This is a genomic window from Allobosea sp. 2RAB26 (assembly GCF_052115465.1).
GTDB lineage: Bacteria > Pseudomonadota > Alphaproteobacteria > Rhizobiales > Beijerinckiaceae > Allobosea.
Genome location: NZ_JBFRGS010000017.1, coordinates 36,941 through 53,444, shown reverse-complemented (window position 1 = coordinate 53,444; position 16,504 = coordinate 36,941). Strand labels below are relative to the sequence as shown.

The 16,504-nt window shown below is 63.7% G+C and carries 14 protein-coding genes and 1 pseudogene; 13 read left to right on the top strand and 2 right to left on the bottom strand.

Features of this window, described 5'->3' with window-relative positions:
* Positions 1–231: 231 nt before the first annotated feature.
* From AB4118_RS26695 to AB4118_RS26665, 7 genes are all read left to right on the top strand, one after another.
* The gene (locus tag AB4118_RS26695) at positions 232–660 is read left to right on the top strand and encodes a Rid family hydrolase (RefSeq protein WP_441492579.1); all 429 of its coding nucleotides are present in this window, start codon (positions 232–234) and stop codon (positions 658–660) included.
* A 14-nt stretch (positions 661–674) separates the two neighbouring features.
* On the top strand, positions 675–1,832 hold the full coding sequence (locus tag AB4118_RS26690; RefSeq protein ID WP_441492578.1) for an NAD(P)/FAD-dependent oxidoreductase: 1,158 nt from the start codon (positions 675–677) through the stop codon (positions 1,830–1,832).
* A gap of 12 nt (positions 1,833–1,844) precedes the next feature.
* Positions 1,845–2,558, top strand: a complete 714-nt coding sequence (locus tag AB4118_RS26685) for an SDR family NAD(P)-dependent oxidoreductase (protein ID WP_441492577.1) — start codon at positions 1,845–1,847, stop codon at positions 2,556–2,558.
* Positions 2,559–2,678: 120 nt separating this feature from the next.
* A complete protein-coding gene (locus AB4118_RS26680) occupies positions 2,679–4,232 on the top strand; it encodes an ABC transporter substrate-binding protein (protein WP_441492576.1) in 1,554 nt (517 codons plus the stop codon).
* A gap of 154 nt (positions 4,233–4,386) precedes the next feature.
* Complete coding sequence (locus AB4118_RS26675; protein ID WP_441492575.1) at positions 4,387–5,325, top strand: ABC transporter permease; 939 nt, start codon at positions 4,387–4,389, stop codon at positions 5,323–5,325.
* A complete protein-coding gene (locus AB4118_RS26670; protein WP_441492574.1) occupies positions 5,322–6,212 on the top strand; it encodes an ABC transporter permease in 891 nt (296 codons plus the stop codon). Before AB4118_RS26675 ends, AB4118_RS26670 begins: the two co-directional genes overlap by 4 nt.
* Entirely contained in the window at positions 6,209–8,023 is a 1,815-nt protein-coding gene (locus AB4118_RS26665) for an ABC transporter ATP-binding protein (protein ID WP_441492573.1), read from the top strand. The genes AB4118_RS26670 and AB4118_RS26665 overlap by 4 nt, the downstream gene beginning before the upstream one ends.
* 197 nt (positions 8,024–8,220) lie before the next feature.
* Here AB4118_RS26665 and AB4118_RS26660 read toward each other — a convergent pair.
* Positions 8,221–8,442 (bottom strand): annotated as a pseudogene (locus tag AB4118_RS26660) (ABC transporter substrate-binding protein); the annotation flags it as partial.
* 170 nt (positions 8,443–8,612) lie between these two features.
* On the opposite strand from AB4118_RS26660, the gene AB4118_RS26655 reads away from it, so the two are divergent.
* Both AB4118_RS26655 and AB4118_RS26650 read left to right on the top strand, forming a co-directional pair.
* Positions 8,613–10,106 carry an ABC transporter substrate-binding protein gene (locus AB4118_RS26655; protein ID WP_441492572.1) on the top strand — a complete coding sequence of 498 codons (1,494 nt, stop codon included), beginning with the start codon at positions 8,613–8,615 and terminating at the stop codon, positions 10,104–10,106.
* An 854-nt stretch (positions 10,107–10,960) separates the two neighbouring features.
* Positions 10,961–11,959: a DMT family transporter gene (locus AB4118_RS26650; protein ID WP_441492571.1), complete on the top strand. Its 999-nt coding sequence runs from the start codon at positions 10,961–10,963 to the stop codon at positions 11,957–11,959.
* Positions 11,960–11,975: 16 nt separating this feature from the next.
* On the opposite strand, the gene AB4118_RS26645 is transcribed toward AB4118_RS26650, so the two are convergent.
* Positions 11,976–12,383 (bottom strand): hypothetical protein, encoded by a 408-nt coding sequence (locus AB4118_RS26645; protein WP_441492672.1) that lies wholly within the window; start codon positions 12,381–12,383, stop codon positions 11,976–11,978.
* A gap of 494 nt (positions 12,384–12,877) precedes the next feature.
* Here AB4118_RS26645 and AB4118_RS26640 point away from each other — a divergent pair, with 494 nt between their 5' ends.
* From AB4118_RS26640 to AB4118_RS26625, 4 genes are read left to right on the top strand one after another with little or no spacing between them, the layout of a single operon-like run.
* Positions 12,878–13,600 (top strand): GntR family transcriptional regulator, encoded by a 723-nt coding sequence (locus AB4118_RS26640; RefSeq protein ID WP_441492570.1) that lies wholly within the window; start codon positions 12,878–12,880, stop codon positions 13,598–13,600.
* Entirely contained in the window at positions 13,597–14,304 is a 708-nt protein-coding gene (locus AB4118_RS26635; RefSeq protein WP_441492569.1) for a type 1 glutamine amidotransferase, read from the top strand. The genes AB4118_RS26640 and AB4118_RS26635 overlap by 4 nt, the downstream gene beginning before the upstream one ends.
* Before the next feature lie 28 nt (positions 14,305–14,332).
* Positions 14,333–15,370: an ABC transporter substrate-binding protein gene (locus AB4118_RS26630; RefSeq protein WP_441492568.1), complete on the top strand. Its 1,038-nt coding sequence runs from the start codon at positions 14,333–14,335 to the stop codon at positions 15,368–15,370.
* 2 nt (positions 15,371–15,372) lie between these two features.
* Positions 15,373–16,503, top strand: a complete 1,131-nt coding sequence (locus AB4118_RS26625; protein ID WP_441492567.1) for a M24 family metallopeptidase — start codon at positions 15,373–15,375, stop codon at positions 16,501–16,503.
* Position 16,504: the final 1 nt, after the last annotated feature.

The following is a 16,504-nucleotide window of genomic DNA, read 5'->3' as shown; positions in this document are numbered from 1 at the left end:
AATGATTGCTTCGGCAACCAACGGCGTTGGAGCAAGATTAGTGCTCCGCTCTCCTCGAAGACGGCGGGCGAGGCCGGCCGAGCGCAAGGGCCCCGCGCTCGCCTCGCACCACACATTCCGCCTCTCGCGACGTCCTTGACAGCTTCGTATCGCTTCGATGGTATATACCAATCTTGCCTGCCTTGAGCCGGCGAGGCGATTGACCGAGCTGTGCCTTAAGGGAGAAGCCCCGTGAGTGAGATCATCAAAGTCAAATCCGGGAGCAAATACGAGGAGCTGAACAGTTATTCGCGGGTGGTGGTCGCCGGCGACATGATTTTCGTCTCCAATACGGCGGGGCGGAATTACAAGACCCGCGCCATCGCAAGCGATGCCCGCGGCCAGGCTGAGCAAGCCTTCAGCAATATCGAGGGTGCGCTTGCGGCGGTCGACGCCTCCCTGAAGGACGTGGTCGCGATCAAGGTGTTCGTGCCTGATATCGCCGACATGGAGCAGGTCAACGACGTGGTCAGCCGCAAGTTCAGGGGGATCGATCCGGCCAACACCACGACCTGTACGCCGCCCGGCCAGCCCGAACTGAAGGTCGAGTTCGAGATCACCGCCTATAAGCGCCGCAACCCCGGCGAAGCCGAAAAGCGGATCAGCGTCGACCTCTCCTGAGCCAAGGCGCTGCCATGCCGGATGTCGTTATCGTCGGAGGCGGGATCAGCGGCGTCGCGGCCTCTTACGAGATCGCCCGTGCCGGCCATTCCGTGACGCTCTTCGAAGCGCGCCACCTGGCGTCGATGGCCTCGGGCTGGACCCTCGGCGGCGTCCGGCAATCCGGGCGCGATCCGGCCGAACTTCCGCTCGCCCGGGCCGCCGTTGAACGCTGGGGCGGGCTCGACACGGAACTCGATGCCGCGACGGGCTATCGCCGTCGCGGAAATCTGCGTCTTGCCCGGACCGAGACTGAAGTCGAAACCATCCGCGAACTGGTGGTGCAGCAACGGCGCCTCGGTCTCGAGATCGACTATCTGCCCGACAACGCGGCGATCCGTACGGTCGCGCCGGCAATCGGCCCGTCGATCCTCGCGGCCTCCTTCTGCCCTGGCGACGGCCATGCCGATCCGGTTCCCGCTGTCCGTGCCTTTGCGGCAGCGGCGTCCCGTCACGGCGCTACCTTCCGCGAGGATGTGACGGTCCGCGCAGTGACACGGTCCGGCTCCAGGGTCACCGGCATCGAGACGATGAGCGGTGAGCTGGTTTTGGCGGATTGCGTCATCGTCGCGACCGGCATCCACGCGCCTGAAATGCTGCAGCCGCTCGGACTTGCATTGCCGCTGATGGTGAAGCTCGTTTGCGTGCTGCAGAGCGTGCCGCTGCCGCCCCTGTTCGAGCAGGTTTTCGGCGTCGCCAATGCCGATGCCGCGGGCCGGCAGGAGATCGACGGGCGCCTACGCGTCACCACCGGCATCGGCGACTGGCTACATGAGCCGCGCTCCTTGACGGCGGATGCCCTCGCGCCGCGCGCCTGCGATATCGCGACACTGATCGCGCGGGTGACGCAGGTGCTGCCGGCGCTGGCCAATGCCGGGATCGCGCGGCTCTGGGGCGGGCTGATCGACCTGACGCCCGATGCGCTGCCGGCAATCGACGCCCATACCGGCATCGAGGGACTGATCATTGCCGCCGGCTTTTCCGGGCATGGGTTCGGCATCGGCCCGGTCACTGGCGAGATCCTGGCCGATCTCGCCCTGGCGCGGCAGCCGCGCTTCGATCTTGCGCCGTTCAGGCTAGATCGCTTTGCCGGCGTCGCAAGACGCGATGCTGAACTGACCCTGCACGGCTAGAGGACGCCCGACATGCTTGCCCCCGATGGACGCGTGATTCTGATTTCCGGCGCCAATCGCGGGATCGGCCGTGCCATCGCCGAGCTGCTCCATATGGAAGGCTACAGCCTGAGCCTGGGCGGGCGCGATCTCACCTCACTCAAGGCGATGAGTACCGGCTGGGATGCCGCGCGCATCCACATCGCCCGCTACGATGCGCGCGACTGGGCCAGCCAGCGCGCCTGGGTCGATGCTGCCACCGCCCGCTTCGGGCGGATCGACGGGCTCGTCAACAACGCCGGGATGCATAGCGCAATGACGCTGCGCATGCCGGATGAAGCGGAGCTCGACGCGATCTGGGCGGTGAACTGCAAAGGGCCGCTCAACCTGATCCATTGCGCCTTGCCGCATCTGGAGGCGAGCGGTGCGGGACGCATCGTCAATGTCTCTTCGATGTCGGGCAAGCGGGTGCGGAACGACCACATCGCCTACAACATGACCAAGCATGCGATGATCGCGCTGAACCATGCAGCGCGACGCATCGCCTGGGACAAGGGCGTTCGCGCGACCGCGCTTTGCCCCTCCTTTGTGCGGACCGACATGACCGCGGCAAGCACCGCGCTTGCGCCCGGCGCGATGACGCAGCCCGACGATCTGGCACGATTGATTGCCACCGTGATCGCGCTGCCCAACAATGCCGCCATTGCGGAGTTGCTGGTCAATTGCAGGCTGGAGGATACGCTCTAGGCGCAGGTTCCAAGACAGGGACAGGACGGGCCCAGGATCCCACGAGATCGCCGTCCTGCCTCGGTATCACCGGCGAGAAAGCCGGGATCTTCGACATCCAAGAAAAGCAGGGGAACAGCAATGAAACGAACCGGTTCAATTCTTGCAGCCATGCTGGCGAGCGCGCTGATGGCAAGTCCGGCGCTGGCCCAGAAGACGGTCCTGACCGTCGGCATGCAGAGCGCCGACGCGGGCGTGCTCGACCCGCATCTGAACTCCGGCACGCCCGGCAAGGCGATGCTGCAATGGATGTTCAACGGCCTGGTCCGCATCAAGCCGGGCGAGCTCTCGCCCGAATTCATGGAGCCCGATCTGGCGGAGAGCTGGACCGCCTCGGCCGACGGCAAGGAATGGACCTTCAAGCTGCGCCAGGGGGTGCAGTGCCACCATGGTTATGGCGAATTCACTTCGGAGGATGCGGTCTATTCGCTGAACCGCGCCGCGACCAAGGAAAGCTCGGCCTTTTCGTCGGATTACGGCGCTGTCGATAAGGTCGAAGCCCCCGACAAATACACGGTGAAGATCACGCTGAAGCAGGCGATACCGAGCCTGCTCGGCATCGTCATGAACTACCATGGCGGCAACATGATCTGTAAGAAGGCGGCCGAGGAGCTGGGCAAGGACGGCTTCGCCAAGAAACCGGTCGGCACCGGGCCGTTCATGTTCTCCGAATATGTGCCGCAGCAATACGCCAAGCTTGTCGCCAACCCGAACTATTTCCGCGGCAAGCCGAAGCTGACCGAGATCCTCTACCGTTTCATCCCCTCCGATTCCTCGCGCGATCTTGCCTTTCAAGCCGGCGAACTCGACATGATGCTCGGCCGGCAGGAGCAGGCCTGGGTCGATCGCATGAACGCCTTGCCTGGCGTCAAGGTCGTGGCAATGGGTCCGGCCGAGATGTCGGTGCTGCACCTCAACACCAGCCAGCCGCCGCTCGACAATCTCAAGGTCCGGCAGGCGATCGCGCATGCCATCGACCGCAACGCGATCTGGCAGTTCCGCGGCAAGAACATTTCGCGGCCGAGCGTCTCGGTGGTGCCGTCCGGCTATCTCGGTACCGATGAGAAGGCTCTGCTGCTGCCCTTTGATCTCGCAAAGTCGAAGGCCCTGCTGGCCGAGGCCGGGTTCCCCAACGGCGTGACGATCAAGGCGATCAATACCACGCTGCCCTCGATGCTGAGCTTCACCGAGGCTGTGCAGGCGCTGCTGAAGCGAGCGGGCATCACCCTCGAGATCCAGCCGGTCGAGCATGCGACCTTCCACCAGCAGATCCGCCAGGACTTGTCGCAGGTCGTACATTTCCAGGCCGCGCGCTTCCCGGTTGCAGACGTCTATCTCTCCCAGTTCTTCCACTCGCGCGCGATCGTGAAGACGCCGACGGCCGTGACGAATTTCTCGCATTGCAAGGTGGCAGATGCGGAGATCGACCAGGCCCGCTCCGAGACGGACAAGACCAAGCAGCTGGCTCTCTGGAAGACGGCGCAGGAGAAGATCATCGCGGAGGTTTGCGCGGTGCCGGTCAACGAGATGATGCAGCTCTGGGCCTACAAGGACAGCCTCGATCTTGGCTATGAGCTCAAGGCCTCGCTCAATCTCGGCCCGCCGGTCCTGGAAACCACGCGTTTCACCAAGTGAGCGTCCCGGTCCGGGGCAAGGGGTCACCGTCACCGAGTGCTTCGCACTCGGCGCTGGACCCAGGGGCTTCGGCCGGGATGACGAATGTGGTTCTGCGCGAGGCAATCCAGCCTCCCGCATCCGGGTCTTCCCTTGTGTCAGGCATGGCGGCAGCATGAGCGCCTTCCTCGTCAAACGCCTCGGCTTCGCGGTCGTCACGCTCTGGGCAGTGCTCTCCCTCGTCTTCGTCGTCGTTAGGATCGTGCCGGGCGATCCGGCGCAGGTCATCCTCGGCGATCAGGCGGATGCCACCGCAATTGCCGCGATGCGCACGCGGCTCGGGCTCGACGCGCCGATCGTCGAACAATACTGGACCTTCCTCTCCGGCGCCCTCAGGGGGGATTGGGGCGTCTCGCTCGTGACCGGCCGTCCGGTGATCCAGGAGATCCTCGCCGTCCTGCCCTGGACAATCGAGCTGACGATCGTTTCGATGGCGATCGGCATTGTCATCGGGGTGCCGCTCGGCGTCTGGGCGGCGATCAACCGCAACCGCATGCCCGACTATGTGACGCGAATCGTCTCGCTGCTCGGCTTGTCCTTCCCGCCCTTCGTCTCGGCGATCATCCTGCTGATCGTCTTCTCGATCATGCTGCGCTGGTTCCCGGTGATCAGCGCAGGGCAGGGCTCCGCCTCGGCCTGGTTCCAGGCGATGGCGCTGCCGGCGCTCAATCTCGGCCTGATCATGGCCGCCTACATCACGCGCGTCGCCCGCTCCGCGATGCTTGAAGTGATGCAGGAGGACTATGTCCGCAGCGCCCGTGCCAAGGGAGTCCCCTGGGGGGTCGTCGTCTGGCGCCATGCCCTGCGCAACGCACTGATCCCGATCATCACGATCGTCGGCCTCTACCTCGGCATCCTGATCGGCAATTCAGTGCTGACCGAGATCGTCTTCAACCGGCCTGGTCTGGGCAAGCTCATCGTCGGGGCGCTGAACCAGCGCGACTACACGATGCTGCAGGGCATGATGGTGATCTACACGCTGATCGTCGTGTTGGTGAACATCGCGACCGACCTGACCTATGCCCTCGCCGACCCCAGGGTGAAGCTGTCATGAGCACCTCAGTCCACGATGCCGCGCCGGTGACCCCGCCGCGCTTGCGTTGGCTCAAGGCGACCATCGGCGCCTTCAACGCCAACAAGACCTCCTGGGTCGGGCTTGTCATTGTCGTCGCCGTGATCCTGGCCGCCCTGCTGGCGCCGCTGATCGCGCCGCATGATCCGCTGGAGCAGAACATCCTGTCGCGGCTGCAGCCGCCGCATGAGAACTACTATCTCGGCACCGACTATTTCGGGCGCGACATCCTCTCGCGCCTGCTCTACGGCGCACGGATCTCGCTGGTGATCGGCATTGCCTCGACCGTCATCGCCATGCTTGCCGGTTCGCTGATCGGCATCCTTGCTGGCTGGTATGGCGGGCGGTTCGACGTGGTGGTGATGCAGGCAATGGATATCCTGCTCGCTTTCCCCTCGCTGATCCTCGGGCTGATCCTGGTCGCCATGCTCGGCCCCTCGATGGAGAACATCACCATCGCGATCGCGCTGACCTCGATCCCCTCCTTCGCGCGGATCGCCCGCGCGCCGACTATTTCGGTGAAGGAGCGTGACTATATCGAGGCCGGCCGCGCGCTCGCCTTCTCCGATGCGCGGATCATGACCAGGCATATCCTGCCCAATATTTTCCCGGAGATCCTGGTGATGGCCTCGCTCTGGCTCGCCAACGCCATCCGGACCGAAGCGTCGCTTGCCTTTATCGGGCTTGGCGTCAAACCGCCGACTGCTACCTGGGGCGGGATGATCCGCGAGGGCTTCGAGAACATCCTCGACAGCTATTGGCTGGTCCTGGCCCCGAGCCTCGCCATCCTGATCATCGTCTTCGCGCTCAATATCCTCGGGGACGGTCTGCGCGACGCCATCGATCCCAAGCTGAAGGGCGAGCGATGAGCGCACCTGTCCTTTCCGTCCAGAACCTGCAGACCGCCTTCCGCATCGGCGGGCAATGGCGCTGGGCCGTCGAAGATCTGAGCTTCGACGTGGCACCGGGCCAGACGGTTGCGATCGTCGGAGAATCCGGCTCCGGCAAGAGCGTCACCGCGCTCTCGATTATGCGCCTGGTCTCGGCTGCCAACGGCCGGATCGAAGGCCGGATCGCGCTCGAGGGGCGTGACCTGCTGGCGCTGCCGGAAGAGGAGATGCGCAAGGTTCGCGGCAATGATGTCGCGATGATCTTCCAGGAGCCGATGACGAGCCTGAATCCGGTGCTCACCGTCGGATTCCAGATTGCCGAGGCGCTGCGCTACCATCGCGGGCTCGACAGGGCGGGGGCCGAGGCCGAGGCGTTGCGGATGCTGGAGCGGGTGCGGATTCCCTCCGCGAAGGCCCGCTTCAGCAACTACCCGCACCAGCTCTCCGGTGGCATGCGCCAGCGCGTGATGATCGCGACGGCGCTCGCCTGCAAGCCAAAGCTCCTGATCGCCGACGAGCCGACGACAGCGCTCGACGTCACGATCCAGGCGCAGATCCTCGAGCTGATCAAGACGCTGCAGGATGAAGAGGGCATGTCTGTCCTCTTCATCACCCATGACATGGGCGTGGTCGCCGAGATTGCCGACCGCGTCGTGGTGATGTGGAAAGGGCGCAAGCTCGAGGACGCGCCCTCGGCTCAGGTCTTCAATTCGCCCGTCCACGGCTACACCAAGGCGTTGCTCGCCGCCGTGCCCAGGCTCGGCGACATGCTGGGGCACGGCCTCCCGTTGCGCTTTCCCCGGATCGACCCGGACAATGGCGAGGTGCGTGGCCAGCCGGTCGAAGCCGCGGATACGGTCAAGGCAGATGAGGCTCCGCTGCTCGAGGTCTCAGGGCTGACGACGCGCTTCGGCATTCGCGGCGGCGTGCTCGGGCGGCTGCGTGGCCGGGTGCATGCGGTCGAGGACGTCTCCTTCACCTTGCAACGTGGCGAAACGCTCGCGCTGGTCGGTGAATCCGGCTGTGGCAAATCAACGACCGGGCGCTCGATCCTGCGGCTGATCGAACCTTCGGCGGGCACGGTGCGCTTCGGTGGCCGCGATGTCACCAAGCTCGGCAAGGCCGATTTGCTCGATGTCCGCCGCAGCATGCAGATGATCTTCCAGGACCCCTTCGCCAGCCTGAACCCACGCAAGAGCGTCGGCAGCGCGCTGGCGGAGCCGATCCTGGTCCATGGCCTTGCCAAGGGCACTGAAGCGCAGGAGCGCGTCGCGGACCTCTTGCGCCGGGTTGGGTTGACGCCCGAGATGGGCGTGCGCTTCCCGCATGAATTCTCCGGTGGCCAGCGCCAGCGCATCGCAATTGCACGCGCGCTGGCACTCTCGCCCAAGCTGGTCGTGGCGGATGAGGCGGTCTCGGCGCTCGACGTCTCGGTGAAGGCCCAGGTGCTCAACCTGATGCTCGACCTGCAGGCCGAGTTCGGCCTCGCCTACCTCTTCATTTCGCATGACATGGCCGTGGTCGAACGCGTCAGCCACCGGGTCGCGGTGATGTATCTCGGTGAGATCGTCGAGCTCGGCCCACGTGAAGCGGTGTTCACCGACCCGCAGCATCCCTACACTCGCAAGTTGCTCTCGGCGGTGCCGGTGCCGGATCCGACCCGGCGCAGCCTGCGCCGCGAACTCGCGGTGGACGAGATCCCAAGCCCGATCCGTGCCCTGGACTGGTCCGCGCCAAGGCAAGCGCTGGTGGAGACGGCTCCCGGCCATTTCGTCAGGCAGGCATTGTGAAAAGATTCGCGCGCTTTCCGATCACGAGACCAAGACCACGTGAAATCCGGCAGGTCTTGGCCACCCACAGCCGGCGGCTCTTTCGGGCATGTTAGCGCCGGAACAACAACTGTTCCGCCAGACACGCTAAGGCCGAACGAAGTTTGCAGACGTTGCAATATTACCCAAAACCGGACATGGCCGACCGGGATCTGGTAGTTGCCGTTCTGCCAACGGTCCTGCTGGGCACCCCACTCTAACACCTCGACTTCGGCCTTGATGCCCGCAGCCTGGAGCATTGCCTGCGCAATAATGGCGACGTCGAAATTCGCGGCGTTCCGCTTGTTCGTAGTGATGACGATGGTCTCGCCCTTATAGCCAGCTTCCTTGAGCAGCTGCTTCACCCTGGCCGGATCATGCCGAAAGCCCTGCTCATGCACCTCAGTATGGTAGAACGGCTCGGCGAAGAAACGCCTCCATTGGATTTTGACCGCGAGAGAACGTTCTATTTTCACATGTCACAATAGAATTGTGGTCATTTCGGCGGGGTGCGAAACTGGCGGACTATCCGAAAGGCACAGGCCCCAACGCGCTCCAAAAGGACCAGGTGATGAAGCTCAAGGTTGGCAGATGGCTGGTTGCAGCCGCCTTGGGGTTCGCCACCCCTGCGCTTGCCAGTGCAGACCGATTGGTGGTGGATCTGGCGGCCGAACCCTCGACGCTCGATCCGCAGATCCAGTGGAATCCCGATAGCTACTACGTCTACCGCAACATCTTCGACAATCTCGTCACCCGCGACGACAAGGGCGATATCATCCCTCAGATCGCCACCTCCTGGCGCAGCCTGTCCAATACAGAAATCCTATTCACGCTGCGTGGCGACGTGACCTTCCATGATGGATCGAAACTCACCGCCGAGGATGTCGCCTTCAGCATCAAGCGTATCACCGACGCATCCTTTGGGAGTCCGCAGCGGGGGCAGTTCGACAAGATCGTTGCAGCCGTACCCCTCTCGACGACGGAGGTGAAACTTGTCACCGACGGGCCGTATCCGGCTTTGCTCGCCCAGCTCGTGAAGCTCTCAATCGTGCCAAAGGCGGTCGTCGAGAAAGTCGGCAACGACCCCTTCAATCTCAAGCCGGTCGGGAGCGGTCCGTATCGATTCGAAAGCTGGCAGCGCGGCGTTGCCGTGACCCTGAAGCGCAACGACGACTATTGGGGCACCAAGGGCCCATTCCCGACCGTGCTCTTTCGCGCCGTGCCTGATGGTGCGACACGCGTCGCCAATCTGCAGGCGGGGAGCTCCGACCTTGCCGTGGGGCTCGACAACGACCAACTCGCCCAATTCAAGATGTCGCAGCGGGTTAAGCCCCTGACGGCCCTAACCGAGCGCCTCGCCTATCTGCGCCTCAATCCGAACCAGCCCCCCTTCGATAACCCCAAGATTCGCGAAGCCGTGGCGCGAGCTGTCGACAAACAGGGCATCATCGACGGCATTCTGGGCGGGCAGGAGAAGCCCATCGCGCAGATGTTGACGCCGGCACATTTTGGCTGGGCCGAGGGCATCGCCGGCCCCACCTACGACCCGGCGCGCGCCAAGGCGCTTGTCGCCGAGGCCGGGGCTGCAGCCAAAGTGCCGTTTGCGCTGACCACCGCGCCCTTCTTCGATCAGCGCGTCGTCCAGGCGATCCAACAGCAATTGCGCGATGTCGGGTTCGAGGTGACCATCACTTTGGTCGACACGCCGAGCTTCCTTCAACGGACCCAGCGCGGACCCATCGACTCTCCCATCCTCGCCATCAGCCGCTCCTCCTGCGCTTGCCAAGACGCGGACGGTGCGCTGTACCAACTCTTCCACTCCGGCAATGGGTGGACGATCGTCGAGAACAACGAGATCGACGGGCTGCTCGACCGCGCGCGCGCGACGCTCGACCCCGCGGCACGATTGGCCGACTATCGCAAGATCCATGAAATTGTTGCAGCGACACTGCCCGTCGTGCCTCTTTACCAGACCGTCGTCGGCTATGGCGCCGCCAAGCCACTGCAGTTCACCCCGACGCCGAACGAAAGTCTGTTCCTCAACCGCATGCGTTGGGGGGAGTGATTTGAGTCGAGCTGGCATTGGCACGTTAACTGCCGGCGGGCGTCAGGGCCTGAACCGGTCGCCTTCATGTTCGGAAGCGCAAACCTACCCAGTCTTGGTCGATCGAATTCGGTTTCTCGCGAAAGTCATGCCCTGAACCCAGTCGGCCAATCATCCTGTTGCTGACCCGGTCGATTGGTCAGCCGACGGAGTCATACAAATGCCTCCGATCCCGAATGGGGGCGATTAATTCGGCGCGCCCTAGTAGCGAATACATCATTATCCGCTCGGAGCCACGGCCGCACGTCCTCTCAGACATCGGCCTAAATCATTCAAAAGAAACCGTAAGCACGGCAGATGGCTGCCCCGACTTTGCGCGTTTGCGACCGTCCAACAAGAGGCGCAGAGGCCATTCGGGAGCGGGTTATCAGGCCCATGTGGACCCACCCTCGGTTCGCCTGACAATCCACTTCCGGACGCGCGGCTACGCGCCAAGGTCATGGAACTCCTCACCTTGACGCTCCCGACAGCCAAGGCGTCCGATCTCGTCGATAGGCTCGGTAATCTCGACGGTATGTCGGACGTAAGGACGCTGCCTTTACTTTTGAGCGCCGAGCCCCCTCCACCGGTCTTCAGTTGATCGGATGCCGGCAGCCTTGGCGGATGTGGTGCTACCCGCCCGTCATGCATCGCCGTGGTTCGGCTTCGGGATCGCGCGGATGCAAGTAAGGGGCACCCATCGGGAAGGCAGGGCGCGACGACGGAGGACCACATCGCATGCAAATTTCACATGGCGGGTAGGGCTTCTTCGCTCGGCGATCGCGACGCGAATTCATAGTTTGATCACGATCATGCGTCTTGCTTGAACCAAGGATATGGCGCGCCGCCAGATCGAAATTCCCGATCGGATCGATATGTCACCCCCGTCTGCAGCTGCCACCGCGGCCGATTGCGATGCCTATTCCTCTGACGTCTCGATAAGGAAGCCCCCTACCCGTCCCCCCGCTATCTCGTTACCCGCAGACAACACCCTCCTCGCCATAGGTCTCATCCTGGCGAGCACATTGTTCTTCGCCGCCGGTGATGTCTCGGCGAAACTCCTGACGGCAAACCTTCCCGGCGTGCAGGTTGCCTGGTTGCGCTATCTCGTATTCGTCATTCTGGTTGTGCCGACCGCGTTCGCTATGAGCGGCAGGCGCGCCCTCGTGGCCGCCTCGCCCGGCATGCAGACTCTTCGTGGCCTCGCAGTGGCTGGCTCCGCGATGCTCTTCATTTTGGGCCTCACGCAGCTTCCCGTTGCGGAGGCAACCGCCATCAATTTCATATCGCCCATATTCATCACGGCCCTGTCCATCCCATTGCTCGGCGAGAAGGTGGGCCTTCGCCGCTGGGCAGCGGCAGCGGTCGGCTTTGCAGGCGTGCTCATCGTCGTGCGACCGGGCACGGCTGGGTTCAGCTTGGCGGCTCTTCTTCCGATGGGAGCCGCCATGTGCTGGGCGGTGGCCGCGATCGTGACGCGGAAGATGCATGCCGAGCGGTCGGAGGTGACGATGGCCTGGTCCGCGCTCATCGGTTTTGCGGTGCTGTCCGTGGGCGTGGCCTTCTCCTGGCACCCTTTGACACTGCGGGAGATCGGGATCGGCGTGGCCATGGGCTTGTTCTCGACCATCGGTCACTGGCTGGTCATCCTCGCCTTCAAGAAGGCCCCCGCATCGACGATCGCCCCGTTCTCGTACGTGCAGCTCGCCTCCGCCGCCCTGCTCTCCTTCGCCATATTCGGGGCCGTCCCCGAGGCCATGACCTTCCTCGGAGGAGCGGTGATCGCGGCGAGCGGACTCTACACGGCCCACCGGGAACGCATCCGGGCTAGGTAGCTGTCGGCGAGCGAGGCTATGGAGCGTCTCGCCAGCCATGTAGTCCTGGCCACCTGGCGCTTGAAATCAGGTGTTGTGGGTGCGGTGTCGGGCCATGGCTTAGGTCGTCGCGATCTTCGCATGGGCGAACACGCTGATGCAGCAATCGGGCGATCGATCCTCGTCGGCGGTCGAGTTCGCGCAGATTACGTGTGATCGCGTCGCATTCGTCTACGGCGAACGATCTCGGCTCAGAGCGGAGGATCACTTCCAACCGCCCGGTCCGGGTCATCAAAGGGGAGGTCGTCAGCTCCGCCTCGCCCTCTCCCTCATCGCCAACGCCAATCGAAACCGCCTCAGCCAGCAGCCTGTCCTTGCTCAGCAGGCCCGCGTCCTCGAGCTTTTCCAGGTCGGGCAGGTGGCGCAGGCTGGCGAGACTGAACACCGACAGAAACTGCCCCTACCCGTCGGGTTAGTGCTGGCAGCCTGAGCGATCTGAAACCTTCGGGCGTCTGGTGCTCAGAGTCCCAAGCGTAGATGCCGGTAAGGTTGATGTGTTCCCAACTGAATATTAGCCGTCGGCGCGAGCGCGGGATCCAGTCGCGTGGTCCCGTGTTTGACAAATCCCAGCGCCAGAGCCCGTCGCCTCACCTGCCCGAACGGGGCCTAAAACCGCCGGAAACGAACTCACGGATGGTTAAACCTTGGGGCAACGTCAGGGCGAGCAAGCCGTTTTCCCGGTGGGAGGCGCCCCCACGCTGAAGGCGCCCGAAATCACCGCGTCCGATCGGCTTCCACGGACAGCGACAGAGGTCGACCGCCCGGATGCCCGGTGATCTGCCATCAATCTCAAGAGATTGGTCGAAATGTAGGCGCTGGTGCCGCTCATTTTTGCAGCGGTCCGCTTGACTCAAGCTTGGTATACCAAAAGTATGCCTTATGCAGATTACCTCACCGGCCCAACAAACACTCCCCGAAGAATCGCTTGCGGCGCGCGCCATGCAGGAGATCCGCCGCATGATATTCGCCGGCGAATTGCCGGGCGGCACAGTGGTCCAGGACCGTAAGCTTGCCGAGCAGCTCGGGCTCTCCAGGACACCGGTTCGCGAGGCGCTCGGGCGCCTCGCTGGAGAAGGCTATCTGCGGCGCGATAAGCGAATACTCACCGTACAAAGCGTGTCGTTCGAGGATGTGATGGAGATTCTCGCGACACGCCGCCTCATCGAAGCCGAGACTGCGCGGCTTGCTGCGGGTCGTATGACGGCACGTCGGCTGGCCGATTTGCGCGCCGCCATCGAGGGAATGGTCGATCCCCGCGAGGTCTCTCACGATCGCCATTGGACCGTCGATGACCTGGTCCATCTGTCGATCGCCGAGGCCAGCGGCAACCGGATGATGGCGCGGCTGGTCAAGGATCTCCGCGAGCGCACCCGGATGTTCGGGCTATCTCGCATCCCCCGTCGCTTCGACCCGGGAAAGGGTGAGCACCTCGCGATTGTCACAGCATTGGAGCAAGGCGACGGCGACGCGGCGGCCCGCGCCATGACCGTTCATATCGACAATGCCCGCCAGGGAATCCTCGACTTGCTCGCCGGCACGCTAGCGCGCGAACCGGCGTTGGGCCCACGCGAAGACCAGAAGAACCAAGGATCGACGTTATGAGCGGACGCATGCTTTTCCTCCAGAATGGCCCCAAGCAGGAGTCTGTGGCGAAGCTGCCCGAACGCTTCGAGTCCTGGGGGCTCGATGTCGATGCTCGCTGGGTTTTCAACGGTGACTTCCCCCAAACCCTGGCCGGATATGACGGCATCTTCCTCTCCGGCAGTCCTCATGGTGCCTATGAGGACATCCCATTCATCAATCGCGAGCACGACCTGATCCGGGAGGCCGACGCCCTTGGCATCCCGATGCTTGGGGTCTGCTTCGGCAGCCAGATCCTGGCTTCGGCGCTCTGCGGGCGCGACCAGGTGTTTCGCCGGTCCTTCTGCGAAGTCGGCAACAAGTGGCTCGACGTATCGCCGGAAGCGAAGAGCGACCTCATCGCCGACGAGATCGGTGAGCGGGTCTACATGTTCGTCTGGCACAACGACGAGGTGCGCGCCGACCACCCCGACATGCGGATTCTGGCGTCGAGCGACCTCTGTCCCAATCAGATCTGGCGTTATCAGGACCGCAAGGTCTGGGGCATTCAGGGCCATCCCGAGATCACGAAGGCGCAGGCACAGCTTTGGTTCGAGCAGAGCCGGGCCACGATGGAACGCGACGGCGCCGATATCGACGATCTCAAGGCGACCGCCGACGAGGCCCTGCCGGCCAAGACCATGCTCAGCAAGTTCGCCGCGCTTTGCGGCGCAACCGCCGCCTAAACCGACATTCTGCAAAGAGGAGAGGGTTATGAAGAGGCTCATCGTAGCGGCCACAGCATTGGCGCTGTTCGCCCCGGGTATCGCCAGCGCCAAGGAGATGACGTTTTCTTCGTGGGGCGGTGCCTATCAGGAGGCAATTCGCAAGGCCTGGATCCAGCCGTTCACCAAGGAGAGCGGTATCAAGGTCGAAGAGGATACCGGGCCTGAGACCGCCAAGATCAAGGCGATGGTAGAGACTAAATCCGTGAGTTGGGACATCGTCACTGCCGGCGGCGGTGGGTTGATGCGCGGCGTCCGCCAGGGTCTGTTCGAAAAGATCACACCCGACATGGTCAATACGGATCACGTCATCCCCGGCGCGCGCAACGACTACGGCGTCGCCTCGGAGATCTTCTCTACGCTGATTGGCTTCTCGACCAAGGCCTTCCCGGCCGGCGGCCCGCAGCCCAAGAGCTTCGCGGACTTCTGGGACACGGCAAAGTTCCCGGGCAAGCGGACCCTCCCCGACAAGCCCGAAACCGTCATCGAAGCGGCGCTGCTCGCCGACGGCGTTCCGATGGCGGATGTCTACAAGACGCTCTCGACCGAGGCGGGCCTTAAGCGTGCTCTTGATAAAATCCGCGTGCTGAAGCCCAACGTGGCTGTCTGGTGGGCGAGCGGCGCGCAGCCGGTCCAGGCGCTGGGCTCTGGCGAGGTCGTGATGGCTCTGGGCTGGAACGGCCGCTTCCAGTCGGGCATCGAGTCCAAGCTGCCTATCGCCATGGTCTGGGAGCAGCAGATCCCGCAGGTCGGCTTCTTCATGATCCCGAAGGGCGCGCCGAACAAGGCCGAGGCCGTTGCCTTCCTGAACTACATCGCCAAGCCCGAGAACAACGCCCGCCTTTCCGAATACGTCGCCTACGGACCGACCACCGAAAAGGCCTGGGCTTCTATCCCCGCCGCGCGGGCCGAGAGCCTTCCTTCTACCCCGGAGCGGCTGAAGAACGCGCTGTTCCTCGACATCGAGTGGTGGGCCGACAACGGCGCAAAAGTGACCGAGGCCTACACCACCATGCTGAAGGATTGACCATGTCGATCGCCACCCCCTGGTTCCCGCGCGAGGACTATCTCGCGCGGGTCGAGAAAGTCCGCGCCGAGCTGGCGCGGACAGGACAGGACGCCTTCGTAGCCTTCCTGCCTGAGACCGTGACCTATCTCACCGGCTTCTTCACGCGCGGCTATTCGAGTTTTCAGTTCGCCGTCATCCCGCTCAACGGCGATCCCGTGCTGTTCTGCCGCGATGTCGAGGAATATTATCTCGACGCGACCTGCGTGTTCCCGAAGCGGGTCATGTGGACGGACTCCGACGACCGAATTGCGGTCGCGGCACGCGCGATCACTGAGGCGGTTGGCGCCAAGGCAAAGCTCGCCGTCGAGATGCAAGCGTGGACCCTTAGTGTCTCGCGCTACGATGCCTTGCGCGCCGCACTGCCTGAGACAATCTGGAGTGACGCCTCGCGCTTCACCACCGCGATGCGCTTCATCAAGTCGCCCGCTGAGATCGCGTATCAGCGCGCGGCCGGGAACGCGGCCGAAGCCGGCATGGCGGCGGGCATCGCCTCGGCCAAGGCCGGCGCGACAGAGCGCGAGATGGCGGCCGAAATCTGCGCCGCGATGATCCGCGCTGGCAGCGACCTACCCGGACCAGGCGTCCTGTCGTCCGGCGAGCGCGCTTATCACCTGCATGGTGGCTATTCCGACCGCGTGCTCGCGACCGGCGACATCGTCCAGCTTGAGACGACGCCGAATGTGCGCCACTACCATGCGCGCTTCATGCGTCCGATCAAGGTCGCCTCGGCCACCGACGAGGAGCACGCCATCGTTGCCAGGCTGATCGCAATTCAGGATGCGGCGATAGATGCCGTGAAGCCTGGTGTTGCCGCGACAGTGCCGGATTCGATCTATCGCGAGGGCGTGCTGTCAGCCGGTCTACGCGAAACCTATACCAACAAGACGTTCTATTCCGTCGGTCTGATGCTGCAGCCAAACGGGGGAGAACCGCTGGAGGCAGAGCCGACCGCGAGCTGGCACTTCGCGCCCGGCATGACCTTCCACACCTATGTGCTGGCGAAGGGCTTCGGCATGTCCGAGACCATCACCATCACGGCGGAGGGCTGCGAGCGGTTGACCAACTTTCCGCGTCAGCTCTTCGTGGCGTGAC

Coding starts and splice junctions, on each gene's coding strand:
- AB4118_RS26690 (WP_441492578.1), top strand. CDS start 675: ATGCCGGATGTCGTTATCGTCGGAGGCGGGATCAGCGGCGTCGCGGCC.
- AB4118_RS26685 (WP_441492577.1), top strand. CDS start 1,845: ATGCTTGCCCCCGATGGACGCGTGATTCTGATTTCCGGCGCCAATCGC.
- AB4118_RS26680 (WP_441492576.1), top strand. CDS start 2,679: ATGAAACGAACCGGTTCAATTCTTGCAGCCATGCTGGCGAGCGCGCTG.
- AB4118_RS26675 (WP_441492575.1), top strand. CDS start 4,387: ATGAGCGCCTTCCTCGTCAAACGCCTCGGCTTCGCGGTCGTCACGCTC.
- AB4118_RS26670 (WP_441492574.1), top strand. CDS start 5,322: ATGAGCACCTCAGTCCACGATGCCGCGCCGGTGACCCCGCCGCGCTTG.
- AB4118_RS26665 (WP_441492573.1), top strand. CDS start 6,209: ATGAGCGCACCTGTCCTTTCCGTCCAGAACCTGCAGACCGCCTTCCGC.
- AB4118_RS26655 (WP_441492572.1), top strand. CDS start 8,613: ATGAAGCTCAAGGTTGGCAGATGGCTGGTTGCAGCCGCCTTGGGGTTC.
- AB4118_RS26650 (WP_441492571.1), top strand. CDS start 10,961: ATGGCGCGCCGCCAGATCGAAATTCCCGATCGGATCGATATGTCACCC.
- AB4118_RS26640 (WP_441492570.1), top strand. CDS start 12,878: ATGCAGATTACCTCACCGGCCCAACAAACACTCCCCGAAGAATCGCTT.
- AB4118_RS26635 (WP_441492569.1), top strand. CDS start 13,597: ATGAGCGGACGCATGCTTTTCCTCCAGAATGGCCCCAAGCAGGAGTCT.
- AB4118_RS26630 (WP_441492568.1), top strand. CDS start 14,333: ATGAAGAGGCTCATCGTAGCGGCCACAGCATTGGCGCTGTTCGCCCCG.
- AB4118_RS26625 (WP_441492567.1), top strand. CDS start 15,373: ATGTCGATCGCCACCCCCTGGTTCCCGCGCGAGGACTATCTCGCGCGG.